Raw genomic sequence first — 18,218 nt, forward strand, 5'->3', positions numbered from 1 at the left:
CATTACTTGCGATAGATGAAACCCATGTCTGATACCTGTTCAACATCGATCACTGGCATCGACTCCCATGCTCATGTCTTTAGCCGGGGGCTGAAGCTGGCCGCTACACGGCGCTACGCCCCTGACTACGATGCCACGCTCGCGGAGTATCTGAATCACCTGGGCGCCCATGGCTTGAGTCACGGCGTATTGGTGCAGCCGAGCTTTCTGGGCACCGACAATAGCTACCTGCTGGCGGCGCTGAGGCAAGTGCCGGAGCGGTTGCGAGGAGTGGTCGTGCTGGAGCCAGGCGTTAGTCGTGCCCTGTTGAATGACATGGCTCACATCGGCGTGGTCGGCGTTCGTTTGAACCTGATGGACAAGGCGTTACCTGATTTTCGCAGTCGCGCCTGGAAAGAATTTTTCAGCCACATCGCTGACCTTGACTGGCATGTCGAATTGCATCGGGAGGTAAAGGATCTGCCGGCGCTGATCCATCAATTGACGCCGTTCGGTTTGAAGCTGGTGATTGATCACTTTGGTCGGCCGGATGCCAATTCGGGCGTCGATCAGCCAGGGTTTTCCGAGTTGCTGGAATTGGGATCGAGAGGGTCGATCTGGATGAAGGTATCGGGAATCTATCGTTTGGGAGGTACGCCGCAACAAAACCTCAATTTCGCCCGATCGGCATTACCGCTGTTGGAGCAAAGTTTCGGCCGCCACCAACTGGTATGGGGCAGCGACTGGCCACACACGCAGCATGAGAAAAACATCGGTTTCGACACCGTAATCGATCAGCGGCAAGCCCTGGAGTTTTCGATGCAGCTTAGCCATTCGTTGCTCGTGCAAGCACCTCAACGGTTATTCGGTTTTGCACAACGCGAAGGCTGAAGCTCACCCAAGAGCAGCCTATTACAACTACAAGAGAGCGGTTTCCATGAACAAACCATCCAGTACTGACATTGAACAATCGACCATGCGCAAATTGGGGATTCGCCTGATCCCCTTTCTCGTACTGTGTTATTTCATCGCCTACATTGACCGGGTCAATATCGGCTTCGCTGCACTGACCATGAACCAGGACATCGGCCTGACAGCCAGTGCCTTCGGATTCGGCGCCACGCTGTTTTTCGTCGCTTATGTACTGTGCGAAATGCCCAGTAACATGGCCATGGAGCGTTTCGGTGCCCGCCGGTGGATCGCGCGCATCATGATCACCTGGGGCATCGTCGGTTTCTGTTCGGCATTTGCGGTCGGGCCGATATCCTATTCGGTTTCCCGATTCCTCTTGGGTGCAGCCGAAGCCGGCTTCTTTCCCGGCGTCATTCTTTACCTCACGCAATGCATCCCCAAAGCGTACATGGCTCGAATCGTTGCGCTATTCATGGTGGCGATACCACTCTCCAACTTTCTCGGCTCACCGGTATCGGCTCTGCTGTTGCAATTGGACGGTCTGGCCGGATTCAAGGGATGGCAGTGGTTGCTGATGCTTGAAGCCATTCCCGCCATCACCCTGGGATTGCTCGCGCTGAAAGTGTTGCCCAATCGGCCAAGCGAAGCGAAATGGTTGACTCAGCGGGAACAGGATTGGCTAGGCGAGCAACTGACTAACGATAAGGCCGCACGCGAAAGTGGCATTCCTCAGCACGCTCACAGCATCAGTGGCACCCTCAAGGCCGTGTTTACCAACAAATATGTATGGGTGCTTTCGATTATCTACATGGGCAGTTCGGCAACCAGCAACACGCTGTCGTTGTGGATGCCGCAGATCCTGAAATCCTTCCATCTGACCAACATGCAAACAGGTCTGATGAACATGATTCCGTTCGGCATGGCCGCCGCGTTCATGATTTTCTGGGGACTGCGTGCAGACAAGAGCGGGGAGCGGATCAAGAGCACTGCTATTCCGCTGGCCATTACTGCGGTGAGCTTCGCTGCCACGCTGTTCACGGACTCCCTGACCATTACGCTGGTACTGCTGACGCTCGTATTGATGGGTAACTATGCGATCAAGGGGCCGTTCTGGGCACTTTGCTCCGAATCCCTGCCGCCGGCGACGTTGGCCACCGGGATTGCAGCGATCAATACTTTTGCCCACTTGGGTACGGGTGCCATGAGTTCGGTGATCGGTGTACTGCGTGATCAGACCGGGAGCTTTCCAATTGCACTGATGCCGCTCTGCATAGTGACCGCTATCGGCTCGCTATTGGTGTTTCTGATTGGCAAACAGAGCGCTCGTGCGAAGCAAGTCGCTACGGTCGGCAACTGACCGATTGCTTCTGAGGAGGCTCGAAATGGGCGAGCCTCCTTGTTGTGTATGTTCCAGTTTAAGGCCAGTAACATAACGGCCACCCCTTTTCCGGTACCAACGCTTGAACCGGCAGAATACCGATGAATCGTTCTTCAAGGAGATATCCATGACAACAGGGCAGTGTCTTTGCGGGGCTGTACGTTTTTCCCTCGGGGTTGAACCACGATTTTTTTATCGATGCCATTGCAGCCTGTGCCGCAAGCAAACCGGGGTCGGCCATAATCTCGCCACAGTGGTCAAAGCTCGCGACTTTCGATGGGAAGAAGGGCCAGGTGCGATCACCAGTTGGCGCAAATCCAGCGGGTACAGAAATGACTTTTGCTCACGATGTGGCTCGACCGTGCCTAATGCTCTTCGCGAAACGCCTTACTTCTGGATTCCGCTTGGACTTCTCGATGGCAAACTGAGCATGAAGTGTGTTGGAGACTTCTGCACCGATGACGCTATGCCATGGGATGAACAACGCTCGGGAAAAAGTCATTGCTCAACCCCGGACTCACTTGGGTTTCTTCTGCAGGAGCTCCAGGTCGACAATGATTGATTCAGGCGCTTGCCGAGGGCGCGGGCGAGGGTGGACTTGCCGCTACCGGCAGTCTGTCTCCTGTTCATACTGATGAGCAGCAGGCATTTTTGCAGAGTGTGAAGGCGTATCCCTTTTGAGGAACCCGCAACGATGCTCAACAAGTGGCTGGATCCCGCCCTATTGCTGCTGACCACGCTGTCACTGCTGGCGGGTGGCGTTGCGCATTTTGCCCAGCAGCCTGATTGGGCGGCAGTGTGCTGGGCCTTCGGCAGCCTGGTGATGGCTTTTGTGCTGTTGATCGAGATCGTCAGGCGTCTGGCCCGGCACGAGGCTGGGGTGGACTTGATCGCGCTGCTGTCGATCGGCGCGGCGCTGATGCTGGAGCAGATGCTGGTGGCGGCAGTCATTGCCTTGATGCTGGCCACCGGGCGCACCCTGGAGTTTTTCACTGCTCAGCGCGCCGAACGCGAGCTGCGTGCGCTCGTCGAGCGGGCACCGCGCTTTGCCTGGCTGCAGGAGCTGAACGACTTGCGCCAGATACCGGTTGAGCAGATCCAGCCGGGTCAGACACTGCTTGTACGCCTGGGTGAAGTGGTCCCTGTCGACGGCCGTCTACTCAGCCCCACGGCCACTCTGGACGAGTCGGCACTCAGCGGTGAGTCTTTGCCGGTAACCCGCCGGGAAGGCGAGCAAATGCTCAGTGGCGTTGCCAATGTTGGTGCGCCGATCCTGCTAATGGCGACGCAGACGGCGGCGCAGAGTACGTACGCCGGGATAGTGCGGCTGGCCGAGACAGCACGACGCTCGCGCGCGCCTTTCGTGCGTCTGGCCGACCGTTACGCCTTGCTCTTCATTCCGCTGACTTTGCTGATTGCCGGGCTGGCCTGGCAATTGAGTGGAGATCCTGTGCGGGCTCTGGCAGTTCTGGTAGTGGCAACGCCCTGTCCTTTGATCCTGGCGGTGCCGATCGCCATCATGTCAGGTATCTCGAAGGCGGCGCGGCGCGGCATCCTTATCAAGGACGGCGCCACCCTGGAAGCGCTGGCAGGGAGCAAACAGCTGTTTCTCGACAAGACCGGCACCTTGACCTGTGGGCACGCCCGTTTGCAGTCGGTTGAGGTCAATGGCCAGGTCGATCCACACCATCTGCTTGGCTTGGCCGCTTCGTTGGCGCAGGCCTCGGTGCACCCCATCTCCCAGGCCATCGTCGAAGCGGCGCGCCAACGCCGATTGCCGCTCAGCGCCCCGCAAGAGGTTGAAGAAAGTCCGGGCTCCGGTCTTTGTGGGCTGATCGATGGTCAGCGGGTGCGCCTCGGTACACTGTCTTTTGCTCATGCAGAGGCGTCTGTCAGCACTTGGGCCGCAGCAATGCTGCGCCACATGGACTACTTGGCCTGCGGTGGAAGCTTCATTGAAGTGGATGGGGTTCTCGCGGGTCTGCTGATCTTCTCGGACAGCCTGCGTCGGGAAACCCCGCAAACCCTTCGCCGGCTGCGCAACAGCGGTATCGAGCGGATTGTCATGCTCACGGGTGATCGCCCGGAAACTGCCGAAATGATTGCTCTGTCCGCCGGCATCGACGAGCTGCGTGCCGGGTTGACCCCGGAGGACAAGGTGCGCGCGGTACAGGAGGGCTGCACGCGCGCCAGCACGCTGATGGTCGGCGACGGCATCAACGATGCACCCGCACTCGCGGCGGCCACCGTCGGCGTGGCCATGGGGGCCAGTGGTGCCACTGCCTCTGCACAAGCGGCGGGTGTTGTGCTGCTGGTGGATCGCCTGGATCGTCTGGTCGAGGCGCTGGAGATTGCCCGCCGTACCCGCCATATCGCCCGGCAAGGCGTGCTGGCCGGCATGGGGCTGTCACTGCTGGCCATGACCGTGGCCGCCCTCGGTTACCTGCCGCCGCTCGCCGGCGCCGTGGTTCAGGAAGTCATCGACGTGCTCATCATCATTAATGCTCTGCGTGCATTGGGGCCATTCCCAGTACTGGGCCAACGACGACTGGCCGGCGAACAGATCGATCGCCTGCAAGACGAACACCGCCAACTCACCAGCGTGTTGAGTGATCTGCATCAACTGGCCGGCGATTTCGCCCGGCGTCCGCTTGAGCAAGCGCGGACCGATCTGCTGGAACTGGTCGAAAAGCTGCAAGTCTCGCTAGCCAGCCATGAACGCGACGATGAAAACACACTGTACCCGCTGCTGACCCGAAGCATGCCGGGCGAGGACCCCTTGTCGGCACTGAGCCACGGACACCGCGAGATTTTTCGCTGTATCCATTTGCTGGCGCGCATGAGCAGCGACTTCAGTGCCGACCCGACCTCTGTTCCTGTCGAAGAGATTCAGCATCAGTTAATTCGCCTGGATACCCTCGTGCAGCTGCACTTCGATCAGGAGGAGGAACTGTTCCGCTACCTTGATAGGCGCTAAAGAGCCTGCGGGACATTGTTCAAATGATTCCGGAGCATTCTTGAGTAATCCTTGATCCGGGCATTTCCCACTGCTCAGCTTGGGCTCGGTGTCGCTGGTTTAAGGGGTAAGTGGATGACGGTTTCTGGCCGATTCTGTTGAAAAAGTCGGTTTGCCCAAAACGCTCGAATATTGATGGGTGAAAACACCTCTTTTGCACGCTGCTACGTGAAATCAGAGTCCGGAAGCCTCTGCCCAAAGTAAAGATTTCAATCTCGAACGCGTACTTTATTGATGCGCAAACCATGGCCGACTTTTTCAACAGAATCGACCCAAACCAGTCATTCAAGACAGGCAGAAAACGGCCCAAATCTTCCCGTCACAACAGACCGGAAATGGCCCAAAGCTCTCATCGTAAATCCACAAAAGGAGGGTATGGTTTTCGCTATTTTTCAGCGTCGCGCAGACAGCTGTTGCGGCGCCAAAAATGCATCGTGGAAATAGTTACGAAACGCCTGCATTGCCGGGCTGAATTCGCGCTCGCGATGCCACGCCAGTCCGACACTCATCGGCGTCACCTTGTCGGTGACTGTCAGCGTTTCGATGCGTTTTCCTTCCAGTGACCAGGGGCGGTGCACCAAGTCCGAGAGGATTGCCACGCCGCTGCCATTGGCGACCATGCTGCGCACCGCTTCGACTGAACTGGTGCGCACCCGCACGTTTGGCTGCTGTCGCGCGTGTTCCCAGTAGCGCATGGCACTTTGTTCGGCTTCGTCGACGGTCAGCAGAATGTAAGGTTCCTTCGCAACGTCGGCGAGGCTGACTGCCGAACGCTCGCACAGGGGATGGCGGCTGGGCAGCCATAACCGGCGCTCGGAATTGAAGAGAATCTCCGAGACGATGTCCGAGTGAGTGAGGTTCGCGGTGAGCACCACGGCCATGTCGAATCGACCTTCCAGCAGGCCTTGTTCGATGGCTTGCCGTTCTTGTTCGTGGACTTCGATGGCCACGTCCGGATGCCAGTGTTCCAGGCGTTGCAGATGGTGCGGCAGAAAGTAGCCGATCACCGTATAGCTGGCGGCCAGTCGTAACAGGCCGCTGGCGCGAACGTCGGGCAGCGGGCTGTTCAATGCGTCGTCGACGCTGTGCAGAATCACATAGGCCCTGTTCAGAAAGTGCCGTCCGGCATCGGTCAGGCTCATGCCCTGAGCCGAGCGCTGGAACAACAGCGTGCCAAGCATGCCTTCCAGTTCCTTGATCGCAGTGGTCACTGCCGACTGGGAAATATTCAGATGAATCGCCGCTTGGGAGATTTGCCCGATCTCGGCGGTGGCGACGAAATAGCGGACCTGGCGCAGGGTCAGTGACATGGGCACTCCGGATGACGAGGTATCTGTTTTTCAGAAGATACCCTATCTGTTAATGGATCTTCCCAAGGGGTTGGCCGGAATTTAACGTGGTCTGCATGAAGTCACAAGCGTCAGGAGCAAGTGTTATGCAGGCAGTAGATTTCAACTCGGACATGGGCGAAGGCTTCGGCCCATGGACCATCGGTGATGGCGTCGACAGTGAACTGATGGCTTATATCAGTTCGGCCAATATCGCCACCGGTTTTCATGCCGGCGACCCCGGCACCATGCGTCGTACCATCGAACAGGCCAAGCGCCTGGGCGTGGCCATCGGCGCGCATCCGGGGTTTCGCGACCTGGTCGGTTTCGGCCGCCGGCACATTAATGCACCGGCCCAGGAGCTGGTGGACGACATGCTCTATCAGTTGGGTGCCCTGCGTGAACTCGCCCGGGTTCAAGGCGTGGCCCTGCAACACATCAAACCCCACGGCGCGCTCTACATGCACCTGGCACGGGACGAGGAAGCCGCCCGTTTGCTGGTGGAAAACCTCCAGCGCCTGGAGCCTGAGTTGCTGCTGTATTGCATGCCTGATTCAGTGATCTGGCGTGTCGCCAAGGAACTTGGCCAACCGGTGATCCGCGAGTTCTACGCCGACCGCGAGTACGACCTCAGCGGTTCCATCGTATTCACCCGCAACGTGCGGGCTTACGACCCAGCCCAGGTGGCTGCGCGGGTGCTGCGTGCCTGCCAGGAAGGCGTGGTGCGCACGGTCGAGGGTCAGGACCTGGCGATCGAATTCGATTCGATCTGTTTGCACAGCGACACACCGGGCGCGCTGGCATTGGTCGAAGCCACGCGTAACGCGCTCGATGGCGCCGGGATTCAGGTTCGCGCACCGCGCTGATGCCGGACGAAACACCTGGCACACAGACGCCAGGGTTTGAACACCGATTCATTTTTGCCTGCCTTTCTACAACTATTCCAAGAGGAACAGACATGGCCGAACACACTGTAATCACCCCATTGCCCGGGACCTTCTACCGCAAAGCCACTCCCGAATCGGCGAACTTCGTCGAGGTGGGCGCGCAGGTCAGCGCCGACACGGTGATCGGCCTGATCGAAGTCATGAAGCAGTTTTCCGAACTGACCGCCGGGACGGCCGGTCGCCTCAGCGCATTCCTGGTAGAAGACGGTGATCCGGTGGAGCCGGGTCAGGTCATTGCAACTCTCGACGAGGAGTGAGGGCGCGATCATGACTCAAGGCATTCGTAAATTACTGATCGCCAACCGTGGCGAAATTGCCGTTCGGATTATCCGTGCCGCCAAAGTACTGGGGATTCCCACCGTTGCTGCATGCAGCGAAGCGGACGTCGATTCCCAGGCCGCGCGCATGGCCGATGAAGTCCACATCCTCGGCCCGGCCCGTGCCGACAAAAGCTACCTCAACGTCGAGGCGCTGTTGGGTGCCCTGAAAGCCACCGGCGCCAACGCGGTTCACCCCGGTTATGGCTTTCTCTCGGAGAACGCCGACTTTGCTGAAGCTGTCCTTGCTGCTGGCGCTATTTTTGTCGGCCCGAGCCCGGAGACGATCCGGCGCATGGGCGACAAGGCCGAAGCTCGACGCACCGCACAGGAAGCGGGCGTGCCCGTGGTGCCCGGTTCGCCCGGTGAACTGTTCGATGTCGAATCGGCGCTCAAGGCCGCCGAAGCCGTTGGCTTTCCTCTGTTGATCAAAGCCTCGGCCGGCGGTGGCGGGCGCGGTATTCGTCTGGCGGAAAACGCCGAACAACTGGCTGAAGAGTTCCCCCGGTCCCAGCGCGAAGCCCAAGCTGCGTTCGGCAACGGCGCGGTGTATCTGGAGCGCTTCATCAGCCGGGCACGGCACATCGAAGTGCAGGTGTTGGGCGACGGTCAGCACGCTGTACATTTGTTCGAACGCGAGTGCTCGTTGCAACGTCGGCGGCAGAAAATCTTCGAAGAAGCGCCGTCGCCGGTACTCAGTCAGCAGCAACGCGAGACACTCTGCGCCAGCGCCGTGCGCCTGACCGAATCCCTTGGCTATAAGGGCGCCGGGACCTTGGAATACCTGTATGACGACGTGACGGGCGAGTTCTTCTTTATTGAGATGAACACGCGGATTCAGGTGGAGCACCCAGTGAGCGAACTGATCACCGGCATCGATCTGGTCCAGGCCATGTTGCGCATTGCTGGCGGCGAGCCGTTGGGCTTCAAGCAAAGTGATATTCAGCTCAATGGCGCTGCGTTGCAAATGCGCCTGAACGCCGAAGACCCAGCGCGGGATTTCTTCCCCAGCCCGGGCCTGGTCGAGGAACTGATCTGGCCGCACGGTGAAGGCATTCGCGTAGATACTCATCTGTATCAAGGCTATCGCGTGCCGCCGTACTATGACTCGTTGCTAGCCAAGCTGATCGTTCACGGTGCTGATCGCGCCGAAGCCTTGGCCCGTGCGCGGGTTGCGGTGAAGCAAACCACGCTCACGGGCATGGCCAGCACCTTATCGTTGCACGGCGAATTGCTGGAACAACCGTGGCTGCACAGCGCCGACTTCCACACCGGCACCCTGGAAACCTGGCTGGCCGAGCGCCGCCTCGGAGGTGAAGCGTGAGCAATCCCATCCGCTACAGCTTTGGCGCCGATGAGCATTTGTTTGCCGAAGTCAGTGATAGCATGTCTCTGGAAGCGTTTTTCAAAGGCATGGCGGTCACCCGCGCGGTAGAACGGCTGGCGCTGGATGGCGTGCTCGATGTGTGCCTGGCCAACGCGTCATTCCAGATTCGTTTTGACCCGGACCGTATCGCGCCTCATACCTTGCTCGAAGCCGTGAAAGGCGCAGAAGCCGAGGCAGTCGCCGAGCGCACCTTGCAGACCCGGATCATCGAAATTCCGGTGCTCTACAACGATCCCTGGACCCATGAGACCCTGATGCGTTTTCGCGATCGCCATCAGGACCCGAGCGCCACGGACCTGGAGTACGCCGCGCGGATCAACGGCCTGGCAGACGTCGATGCGTTCATCGCCGCCCACAGTGGCGCGCCGTGGTTCGTCTCGATGGTCGGCTTCGTCGCCGGGCTACCGTTCATGTTCCAGATGGTTGAGCGTGAACGTCAGTTGCAGGTGCCCAAGTACCTGCGCCCACGTACCGACACCCCGAAATTGACCCTCGGCCACGGCGGTTGCTTTGGCTGCATCTACTCGGTGCGCGGTGCCGGTGGTTATCAGATGTTTGGCGTCACCCCGGCACCGATCTACGACCCGCAGCAGAACCTCGCGTACCTGAAAGAGCACATGGTGTTTTTCCGGCCGGGTGACATCGTGCAGTTCAAACCGATGGACCGTGAGGCCTATGACCAAGCGGTGGCCGAAGTGGAAGTAGGGCGCTTTGATCTGAGGATTCGTCCGGTAGAGTTTTCGCTGGATGCGTTTCTGGCCGACCCCGTCGGCTATCCCAAGTCGCTGCAGGAGGTGTTGGCATGATCAAGGTACTCAAACCCGGTCTCGCCACTTCGGTACAGGACCAGGGCCGTGAAGGTTATTACCACTTGGGCATTCCGCCCTCCGGTGCGCTCGATCAATACGCCCTCAGTGCGGCCAATCAACTGGTCGGTAATCCGGCAGGTTCGGCGGCATTGGAATGCACGCTACTGGGGCCTGAGCTGGAATTTCAGCAGGATGCGCTGGTGGCGGTCTGCGGCGCGCACATGACGCCACGTGTTGATGGAGTGGAAATGCACCACGACACGGCGTTCACAGTGAAGGCCGGGCAAGTGCTGCGTTTTGACTTTCCGAAGGCCGGTGCCCGTGCCTATTTGGCGGTGGCAGGTGGCATTGATGTACCCATCGTACTCGGCAGTCGTTCGACGTATGCGCTCGGTGCACTGGGCGGTTTTCAGGGGCGTCGCCTGATCGCTGGCGACGATTTGCCGGTGGGCGTTGCCAGCGGCAAGAGCCGCGCCGGGGCCAGTTTGCCCATGGCGTTACGGCAATCATTGGGTGGCGAAATCACCCTGCGGGTGGTGCCAGGTTTGTACTACCACCGCTTGACCGAATCGGCGGCGAAGAGCTTTTTCGCCGAGCCGTGGACGGTCGGTTCGGAAGCCGACCGCATCGGCTATCGCTTCAAGGGCGGCAGCGCGCTGAGCTTTCAGCCCCGGGAGCAGCCGTTCGGTGCCGGTTCCGATCCGTCGAACATCGTCGACAGTTGCTACCCGATCGGCTCGATCCAGGTGCCCGCCGGGCTCGAACCCATCGTGCTGCACCGTGATGCGGTGTCCGGTGGCGGCTACGCGATGATTGGCACGGTGATCAGCGCCGACCTCGATTTGATCGGCCAGATGCAACCCAACCAGAAGGCCCGCTTTGTCGCGGTAACCCTCGAAGAGGCGCTGGAAGCGCGACGTTCCTATAAGAAAAAACTCAGCTGCCTGAGCAAGCTGTTCCCTTCCTGATTCTGCCCGCCGTCTAGCGCGGGCCATGCCAAACGGTACGCCAACGCCGCACTTCGGTGCGGTGACGGCTGCCCGCGCTTCAACCTTTGACTGGTTCTGGAGTTCACACATATGGCTGCTTTATCGCAATCGAGTCAAACCGGGCAAGACCCGGCCCATCATCCCGTTCCACCCGAAGCACGCATGGGCCGATTGTCCCTGACCATGGCTTGGTGGGCGGTGTGCAGTGCGATGTTTTACATCGTGGTCGGCGCTTCACTGGCGTTGTCATACGGTGCCCGAAATGCACTGATCGGGATGGTCCTGTCGGTGATCAGTTATGGGCTGGTCAACGGTGTGCTCAGTCGATTCGCCATCCGCAGCGGTTTGTCAGTGGCGTTGTTTTCACGGCTGTTGTTCGGCAGCACTGGGGCGTGCCTGGCAACTTTGATCTTCTTCTCGACGGCGATCTATTACGCCGTGTTCGAAGGCTCGGTGATTGCCGTTGCGCTCCATCATCTGTACCCCGAACTGCTCTATCCGCTGGCCGCACAAATCGTAGTGCTGTACAGCGTACCGATGATCCTGGGCAGCGTGCAGCACTGGCTGGACAAGCTTAACGGCGTGTTACTGCCAGTGTATCTGGGCGGCTTGCTGGTAGCGGTGGGGTTGTCGATCAGCCGTTATGGCTACCAGCCGCAATGGCTGGACTTCGGCCCGGCAACGCCCAGTGCATTTGGCTGGTGGGACTGCTTTGTCGCTTACATGGGTGTCTGGGTGCTGATGCTGTTCACCTTTGACTATGCGCGCTTCGGCAAGCCTGAGGACGCCGGTTATCACGGTCGCTGGAACTTCGGCATGCCGTTCTATGCGGTGACGTTTCTGCTCAATGGTGCAGCCGGCATCTATCTGGTCAGCAGCATTCCCCATGACGGCGCGTTGAACGAAGTGTCGGTGGTGATGGCGATTCTGCAGTTGATGGGCTTGTGGGGATTGCTGTTTGTCTGGGCCACGCAAACCCGGATCAACACCGCCAACTATTACTTGGCGACCCTGAACATGCAGGCGTTCTTTGCACGCTTTGGCATACGCGGTTCGTACTTGATGTGGGCGCTGACGGTTGGGGTGATCGTGTACGGCCTGATGCTCGCGGACGTGTTTACTTACATACTTAAAGCGTTGGCCTATCAGGGGATTTTCGTGGTGGCCTGGGTGGGTGTGGCGTTGGCGCAGATTGTCTACGGACGCGGTGACGTGGCAGCGCTCGAACGGGTGGCCGCGTTTAACCCGGTGGGCTTGACGGCCTGGTTTGGCGCCACCGCATTGGGTCTTGCGTTGATGTTTTCCGGCGGCGGCCTGAGCAGCTTTTCCGCGCCATCTACCGTGATAGTTGCATTTGCCTTGCAAGCAGGCTTATCCCATCGAAGCCGGTTGCGGTTAAGGTTGGCAGAGTAGAGTTTTGCAGTCACTCATCCCGTACCCGCCTGCTCTAACAAGGTAGAGCGGGCAATGGGAAGCTCATTTCGAATTCGCTGATGGGTATTCCAGTGACTGCTTTTGGCTGTGGATTCAACCGGTCATTCGTGACACGCAGAAAACGGCCGAAGGACGACCCGGTAGGGCAGACCTGCGCCATAAATCGCACGTTGCCGCACAGGCAATCACCGCTGAATCGGTCCATGCGGCGTTTCGTTTGAAATCAAGCGGCCGGAGTGTCAGCCGACTAACCCGCAAGTGCCGCTTCAATTGCCGCGACGTCGATCTTGGTCATTGTCATCATGGCGTCGAAAGCGCGCTTGGCCGCCGCTCGATCAGGGTTGGTTATCGCGGCGCTCAGGACCCGGGGCGTGATCTGCCACGACAGGCCCCACTTGTCCTTGCACCAGCCACATACGCTTTCCTGGCCACCGTTTGTGACAATCGCGTTCCACAAGCGGTCAGTTTCGGCCTGGTCGTCGGTCGCCACCTGGAATGAAAAAGCCTCGTTGTGCTTGATCCCCGGCCCTCCGTTCAACCCGAGGCAAGGGATGCCCATCACCGTGAACTCGACCGTTATCACATCGCCTTGCTTACCCGCCGGATAGTCGCCAGGCGCGTGATGGACGGCGACGACCGCGCTGTCCGGGAATGTCCGGGCGTAGAACTCTGCAGCCTCCTGCGCAGTGCCGTCGTACCAGAGGCAAATCGTGTTTTTGCTGACCATTTTGCTTCTCCAGAATCAGGTCTGATACGTTCATTCCAGCCGCGTAGTCAGCCGGGCTGAACGTTGGCAAATCAACAGGCAAACCCCAAGTATTGTTCAAAGCGCTGATTTTTCAAAAATCGGCCAAAGGAGATTTTGATGGCCACGGCACATGTTTTCATTGCCACCAGCCTGGATGGTTTCATCGCCCGACCTGATGGTGACATCGACTGGCTGTTGCAGCGCGATGATCCGACTGAAGATCATGGCTACTCAGCCTTCATCGCCGATAAGGATGTGATCGTGATGGGGCGGGGAAGCTATGAGAAGGCGTTGACCTTCGACACATGGTTCTACGACCGGCCCGTCGTGGTGCTGTCTGAACAGCTGGCCGATTCGGCGGTGCCCGAGGCACTGACGGGCAAGTTGCGTTTCTCCAACCTCAAACCCAGGGACTTGATGGAAGAAATGGCGAGGCAAGGCGTGCGTCGGGTCTATGTCGATGGCGGGCAGTTGGTGCAGTCATTCCTGCGCGAAGGGTTAGTCGCCGATATGGTGATTACCACTGTTCCTGTGCTGATCGGGTCGGGAAGGCCATTATTCGGGGCTCTTGAGCAGGACATTGATTTGAAACTGGTATCAAGCCGCTGCTTTCCTTCGGGGTTGGTGCAGTCTACTTATCGGTTGAACCTATGACCCGCTTGCGTGGATGTCCGATCCAAGAGCAATCGATTCAGTCCTAGGAAATACCTACAAACATCAGGTGCTCAAGAGAATTCTCCGACAGCTTTTCAAGGTTGCCGGGTGGGAAGGTGAATGGATAACCTCCGGGTGTCGCTGCCAATTCAGCGACCGGGCGTCGCGGCCTGGACCAATCAAGGCTCCCACTTACTTCAAGGAGCTTCATCATGCACAAGATCACTCCTGATCTCGCAGAAACCCCAAGCACTTCCCCTTACGCTTCCACCGACTCCAAAAAACTCCACGACGCCGCCGAGCGGGCGCTGGATCATTACCTCAAGCCGCCGTTCGACAAGGGCAACCTGCCCGATAAACGTCCCTCCAACATCTTTGCAGTCATCCCCGATCTGGATAACGAAACCCTGCTGGCCCACGCCTCGGAAACCCTGGCGTCGCTGAATGTACTGGCCAGCGATCTGGCGTTCGAGCTGGAGGGCACGCGCCGGCATGTGGCGTTGGCGATTCAGCAGATGATTTCATTGGGGGAGTTGTTGGTGAATCGGGCGCTGGATAATTACGATCAGCCAGAGGCGCCGTAGTACCGCGTTGTAGCGAGGCGGCTTGCCCCGTCGGCCGGTCTGCGTTGGTTCGCGACCGGTCGGTGGGTTCAGTGCCGGCGCGGTTGCCGGCGTTGTGCCATGGAGCTTATTTCACGGCGTAAAACTTGCGGACATACCGGGTGCTTTGCCAGGCGCACGGTGCGCCTTGCGGTACGAACACGGTGTCGCCGGTGTTGACTGTCAGGCTTGTACCATCGGCTGCCCGCAGGGTGACGCTGCCTTCGATCAGGTGCATCAGCTCGTTGAGTTTATGCGGCCGGCCATGGCGTTCGTAGGGGGTCGAATCCCAGACGCCGACGCGCAGGTCGGTGGTGCTGTCTTCGAAGGCATTGCGTGCGCGGCACTGCGGGGTAGGCCCGATCAGTATTTGTGGTTCCGGCGCGGCCGAAGGGGAGAGCATCGCTAGCGGGTCCAGCGCTGTCAGCCCGGGTGTCGGTTCAGCGCTGGGGCTGGTGACGGCGCAGAATGCCCAGCACGTATCGGCTTGCGCCTCGATTCGCAGCGTGGTCCCACGACCGATGACCGCACTGGCACCGATCCCCAGTTCCAGCGTCTGGCCTTGGGATTGCAGCACGACGTGGCCAGCGTGGACCACGATCACTTCGGTGTGCGGGAAGTCATTGATATCGAGTGATTTGCTTGTGTTCACGGTCCCGGCGCAGATGCCATCGGGCCCGGTGTAGGCGACTTGCCGGTGTTCCCTGAAGGGGTCGGCAACGCTCAAGGACGTTGCCTTGAAAGACGTGGCGACACGGCTTCCGTCAGCGCGAGCCAACAGCAGGACGGTAGGTTGAGACATGCGGGTGACGCTCCATGCAAATGGGGTGTGGAGGGTGTTGGAGAGCAGCTGCTGTTTTGCGCGCAGCTGTCAGCCAATGGCCTGGGTGACGAGCGCGAACTGTCGGACGCCGTTGACCGCTTGCGGCGGTGTGCCCCGTGCCATTTGCGCCACGGTATCGACCTGCTTGAGACCGACCGAGTCCAGCCATTCGCTCAAGCCACTGTCCGCCGGAATGTCGATGCGCACGAAGGCCTCTGGTACGTGGGCCAGCAATACGGCGATCAGGTGTTTGGCCTGTTCGATGTTCTCGGCGACCACCGGGCCAAGGCCGCGACCACGGCCATAAGGGCGCAACAGGGCGAAGGCGCGCACTTGGCCATCGCGCTCGATGACAGCCGAATGCTCGACCACATCGAACAGATCGTTGAGCACCGTTTGCCGGTCCAGCCCGGTGCCCGCATTGGCCAGTTCCAGTACGCGGGCCTTATCGGCCTCACGCAGCGGGCGACAGCTTTCACCGTCGGCCAGCGGCACAGGTGCAACGGCTTGCGCCAGGCCCTGGTGTTGCTGAATCCGCCCGAACTCGACAAAGCCCTGACTCGCGTAAAGCGGCGCACCGGCAAGGGTCGCGTTGAGTACCGGGGTGCGTGACTGGCACGCATCAAGTGCCTGTTCCATCAACTTGCGACCGATGCCCTTGCCTTGATAGTCGTCGCTGACGATCACCAGGCCGATGGTGGCGAAATCGCCTTGGGGGCAGGCGAACGCGGTGCCGATCAGACGCTCGCCATCGAGTGCCACAAAGCCATCGCTGAGGCGCAACACCATGGCCCAGTCGTCCAGGCGATGGGGCCACTTCAATTGCACGGACAAGGCATGGGCCGAGGGCAGGTCGGCGGTCGTCATCGGGCGATAGACATAAGCAGAAGGGTGCGGGGCGGACATGGCGAGTCTCCGTTGGACAGTGTGCGCAATCAACCGGCTGTGCGGCGCGATGGTGCCTGTATCCCATCTGCGCGAAGACCTGACAAGAGGGGCTGGAACATTCGGCAGATTCCGCACGCCCGGGGCCACAAGACCACACTTACTACTTAATTGCCCGGCAAGGTCGGCAGCAAATGCTTGGGCTTTTTTTCTACGATGGAGGCCTGAGTTCACGACTCGCCGTCCCTTTTCTGGAGAGCTCCATGGATAGCTTCGATCCTCGCCTTATCGCTGTGCGCAGCGCTCATTTCATTGCCGGTAAATACCGCGATGCTCAACCGGGGCTTGAGGTGGTGCGGCCGTCGGATGGCCAGGTCTATGCCCAGTTGCCGATTGCCGATGCCGACCTGGTGGATGAAGCGGTCAACGATGCCTGGCAGGCGTTCAATCGCAGCGATTGGGCCAGTCGCCCGCCTCGGGAGCGGGCGCGGGTCATGCGCCGTTGGGCCGATCTGATCGAAGCTGACGCCGCTGTCCTGGCGCCGCTGGAAGCGGTGGGTTCGACCCGTCCCCATAAAGATGTGATCGCCTGGGATATTCCCTACGTCGCCGAGGGCATTCGGTTCTTTGCCGAACTGGCGGACAAGCATGGCGGTCATGTGGCCGCCACCCAGACCGATCGACTGGGCATGCAGATCGCCGAACCTTACGGTGTGATTGCTGCCATTGCGCCGTGGAATTTCCCGTTGAGCATGGCTTCGTGGAAAGTCGCGCCGGCGCTGGCTGCAGGCAATGCCGTGGTGCTCAAGCCTTCGGAGCTGACGCCGTTCTCGAGTCTGCGCTTTGCCGAGCTGGCGTTGCAGGCGGGCATGCCGGCGGGGATCTTCAACGTGATTCAGGGCGATGGTCGCGTTACGGGCGATGCCTTGTGCCGTCATCCGCGAGTGGGCAAGGTGACCTTTACCGGTTCCACCGCGACCGGCTCGAGCATCATGTCCACCTGTGCGCTGGTCGGTCCGAAACCAGTCACCCTGGAACTCGGCGGCAAGAGCCCGCAACTGGTCTTCGCCGATGTGCCGGATGTCGCCAAAACCGCTCGCACGGTGGCCATGGCCATTACCGGTAATGCCGGGCAGGTGTGCGTGTCCGGGTCTCGACTGTTGATCCAGCGTTCGATCATGGAACCGTTTATCGCCCACTTGCAGGCGTATTTCGAGGAGCTGCGCCCCGGTCCGACCTGGTCGTCCGAGAGCACGCTGTCGCCGATCATTTCCCGGCTGCAGGCCAGTCGCATTGATGGCATCGTCCAGCGCTCGCGTCAGGCCGGCGCCGAAGTGCTGACCGGTGGCGGGCTGTTCGAAGGTCTTGGTGGCGCCTATTACCAGCCGACTTTGCTGACCGGCCTGGACCACCAGAACCCGGCGATCTGCGAAGAAATCTTCGGCCCGGTGCTGACGGTGCAGGCGTTCGATGATGAAGAGCAGGCGCTGAGCCTGGCGGCGCATGCGACTTACGGTCTGGCGGCGGGTGTGCACACGGCCGACATCAACCGTGCCTTGCGTCTGGTTCGGCGCCTGGAAGCAGGGACGGTGTGGGTCAATCGTTACGGACGCAGTAACGACTACATCCTGCCGACCGGTGGCTACAAACGCTCCGGCATTGGCAAGGACCTGGGGCGCGAAGCGTTCGAAGCCAATTTGCGTTTCAAGAGTGTGCTGATCGATATCGTTCAATAACACGCGAACCCCTGTGGGAGCGAGCCTGCTCGCGATGAGGCCAGTCCACTCAACATCAATGTCGCCCGTCAGACCGCTATCGCGAGCAGGCTCGCTCCCACAGGTCCTATACAACCTCCGGATCTTCAACACGCTTTAATCAGCACCCAAACGGGCGCTTCCTCAGGGAAGCGCCCGTTTTCGTTCTGCTTGGCGCAGGTTCTGCGGTCAATCCGTTTGCGCTTGAGCCTTGCGGCGTTATAAAGGCCCATAAGGGCGCATGAATACGGGGTTT

The 18,218-nt window shown here is 59.7% G+C and carries 17 protein-coding genes; 13 read left to right on the plus strand and 4 right to left on the minus strand.

Going from position 1 to position 18,218, the window contains the following annotated elements:
* Positions 1-24: 24 nt before the first annotated feature.
* The 4 genes from AC1DHT_RS09810 (at position 25) to AC1DHT_RS09825 (ending at position 5,246) form a co-directional block, all read left to right on the plus strand.
* Complete coding sequence (locus AC1DHT_RS09810) at positions 25-870, plus strand: amidohydrolase family protein (protein ID WP_427546796.1); 846 nt, start codon at positions 25-27, stop codon at positions 868-870.
* 46 nt (positions 871-916) lie between these two features.
* The gene (locus AC1DHT_RS09815) at positions 917-2,248 is read left to right on the plus strand and encodes an MFS transporter (protein ID WP_427546799.1); all 1,332 of its coding nucleotides are present in this window, start codon (positions 917-919) and stop codon (positions 2,246-2,248) included.
* Between the two features lie 148 nt (positions 2,249-2,396).
* Entirely contained in the window at positions 2,397-2,831 is a 435-nt protein-coding gene (locus tag AC1DHT_RS09820) for a GFA family protein (RefSeq protein ID WP_427546813.1), read from the plus strand.
* A 132-nt stretch (positions 2,832-2,963) separates the two neighbouring features.
* Positions 2,964-5,246: a heavy metal translocating P-type ATPase gene (locus AC1DHT_RS09825; protein ID WP_427546801.1), complete on the plus strand. Its 2,283-nt coding sequence runs from the start codon at positions 2,964-2,966 to the stop codon at positions 5,244-5,246.
* Between the two features lie 431 nt (positions 5,247-5,677).
* Here the strand turns inward: AC1DHT_RS09825 and AC1DHT_RS09830 are convergent, their stop codons facing one another.
* The gene (locus tag AC1DHT_RS09830) at positions 5,678-6,595 is read right to left on the minus strand and encodes a LysR family transcriptional regulator (protein ID WP_427546804.1); all 918 of its coding nucleotides are present in this window, start codon (positions 6,593-6,595) and stop codon (positions 5,678-5,680) included.
* A gap of 125 nt (positions 6,596-6,720) precedes the next feature.
* Here AC1DHT_RS09830 and AC1DHT_RS09835 point away from each other — a divergent pair, with 125 nt between their 5' ends.
* The 6 genes from AC1DHT_RS09835 to AC1DHT_RS09860 all read left to right on the plus strand — a co-directional run bounded on the left by AC1DHT_RS09835 (position 6,721) and on the right by AC1DHT_RS09860 (position 12,475).
* Positions 6,721-7,479 carry a 5-oxoprolinase subunit PxpA gene (locus AC1DHT_RS09835; protein WP_427546807.1) on the plus strand — a complete coding sequence of 253 codons (759 nt, stop codon included), beginning with the start codon at positions 6,721-6,723 and terminating at the stop codon, positions 7,477-7,479.
* A gap of 92 nt (positions 7,480-7,571) precedes the next feature.
* Positions 7,572-7,817 (plus strand): acetyl-CoA carboxylase, encoded by a 246-nt coding sequence (locus tag AC1DHT_RS09840; protein WP_427546810.1) that lies wholly within the window; start codon positions 7,572-7,574, stop codon positions 7,815-7,817.
* Between the two features lie 10 nt (positions 7,818-7,827).
* The gene (locus tag AC1DHT_RS09845) at positions 7,828-9,201 is read left to right on the plus strand and encodes an acetyl-CoA carboxylase biotin carboxylase subunit (protein ID WP_429538526.1); all 1,374 of its coding nucleotides are present in this window, start codon (positions 7,828-7,830) and stop codon (positions 9,199-9,201) included.
* Positions 9,198-10,070, plus strand: a complete 873-nt coding sequence (locus AC1DHT_RS09850; protein ID WP_427545858.1) for a 5-oxoprolinase subunit B family protein — start codon at positions 9,198-9,200, stop codon at positions 10,068-10,070. The genes AC1DHT_RS09845 and AC1DHT_RS09850 overlap by 4 nt, the downstream gene beginning before the upstream one ends.
* Entirely contained in the window at positions 10,067-11,041 is a 975-nt protein-coding gene (locus tag AC1DHT_RS09855) for a 5-oxoprolinase subunit C family protein (protein WP_427545856.1), read from the plus strand. Before AC1DHT_RS09850 ends, AC1DHT_RS09855 begins: the two co-directional genes overlap by 4 nt.
* 111 nt (positions 11,042-11,152) lie before the next feature.
* Positions 11,153-12,475: a purine-cytosine permease family protein gene (locus AC1DHT_RS09860; protein WP_427545855.1), complete on the plus strand. Its 1,323-nt coding sequence runs from the start codon at positions 11,153-11,155 to the stop codon at positions 12,473-12,475.
* A 268-nt stretch (positions 12,476-12,743) separates the two neighbouring features.
* Here the strand turns inward: AC1DHT_RS09860 and AC1DHT_RS09865 are convergent, their stop codons facing one another.
* Positions 12,744-13,223 carry a VOC family protein gene (locus AC1DHT_RS09865; RefSeq protein ID WP_427545853.1) on the minus strand — a complete coding sequence of 160 codons (480 nt, stop codon included), beginning with the start codon at positions 13,221-13,223 and terminating at the stop codon, positions 12,744-12,746.
* 138 nt (positions 13,224-13,361) lie between these two features.
* Here AC1DHT_RS09865 and AC1DHT_RS09870 point away from each other — a divergent pair, with 138 nt between their 5' ends.
* Together AC1DHT_RS09870 and AC1DHT_RS09875 are read left to right on the plus strand one after the other, a co-directional pair.
* A complete protein-coding gene (locus tag AC1DHT_RS09870; protein WP_427545851.1) occupies positions 13,362-13,898 on the plus strand; it encodes a dihydrofolate reductase family protein in 537 nt (178 codons plus the stop codon).
* Between the two features lie 212 nt (positions 13,899-14,110).
* Complete coding sequence (locus AC1DHT_RS09875; RefSeq protein WP_427527497.1) at positions 14,111-14,482, plus strand: DUF6124 family protein; 372 nt, start codon at positions 14,111-14,113, stop codon at positions 14,480-14,482.
* Between the two features lie 106 nt (positions 14,483-14,588).
* On the opposite strand, the gene AC1DHT_RS09880 is transcribed toward AC1DHT_RS09875, so the two are convergent.
* Entirely contained in the window at positions 14,589-15,302 is a 714-nt protein-coding gene (locus AC1DHT_RS09880; RefSeq protein WP_427545849.1) for a cupin domain-containing protein, read from the minus strand.
* A 69-nt stretch (positions 15,303-15,371) separates the two neighbouring features.
* A complete protein-coding gene (locus tag AC1DHT_RS09885; protein WP_427545847.1) occupies positions 15,372-16,229 on the minus strand; it encodes a GNAT family N-acetyltransferase in 858 nt (285 codons plus the stop codon).
* 242 nt (positions 16,230-16,471) lie between these two features.
* Here AC1DHT_RS09885 and AC1DHT_RS09890 point away from each other — a divergent pair, with 242 nt between their 5' ends.
* On the plus strand, positions 16,472-17,944 hold the full coding sequence (locus tag AC1DHT_RS09890) for an aldehyde dehydrogenase family protein (RefSeq protein WP_427545845.1): 1,473 nt from the start codon (positions 16,472-16,474) through the stop codon (positions 17,942-17,944).
* The last annotated feature ends 274 nt before the right edge of the window (positions 17,945-18,218 follow it).

It is taken from the genome of Pseudomonas sp. 05N432 (genome assembly GCF_056396945.1).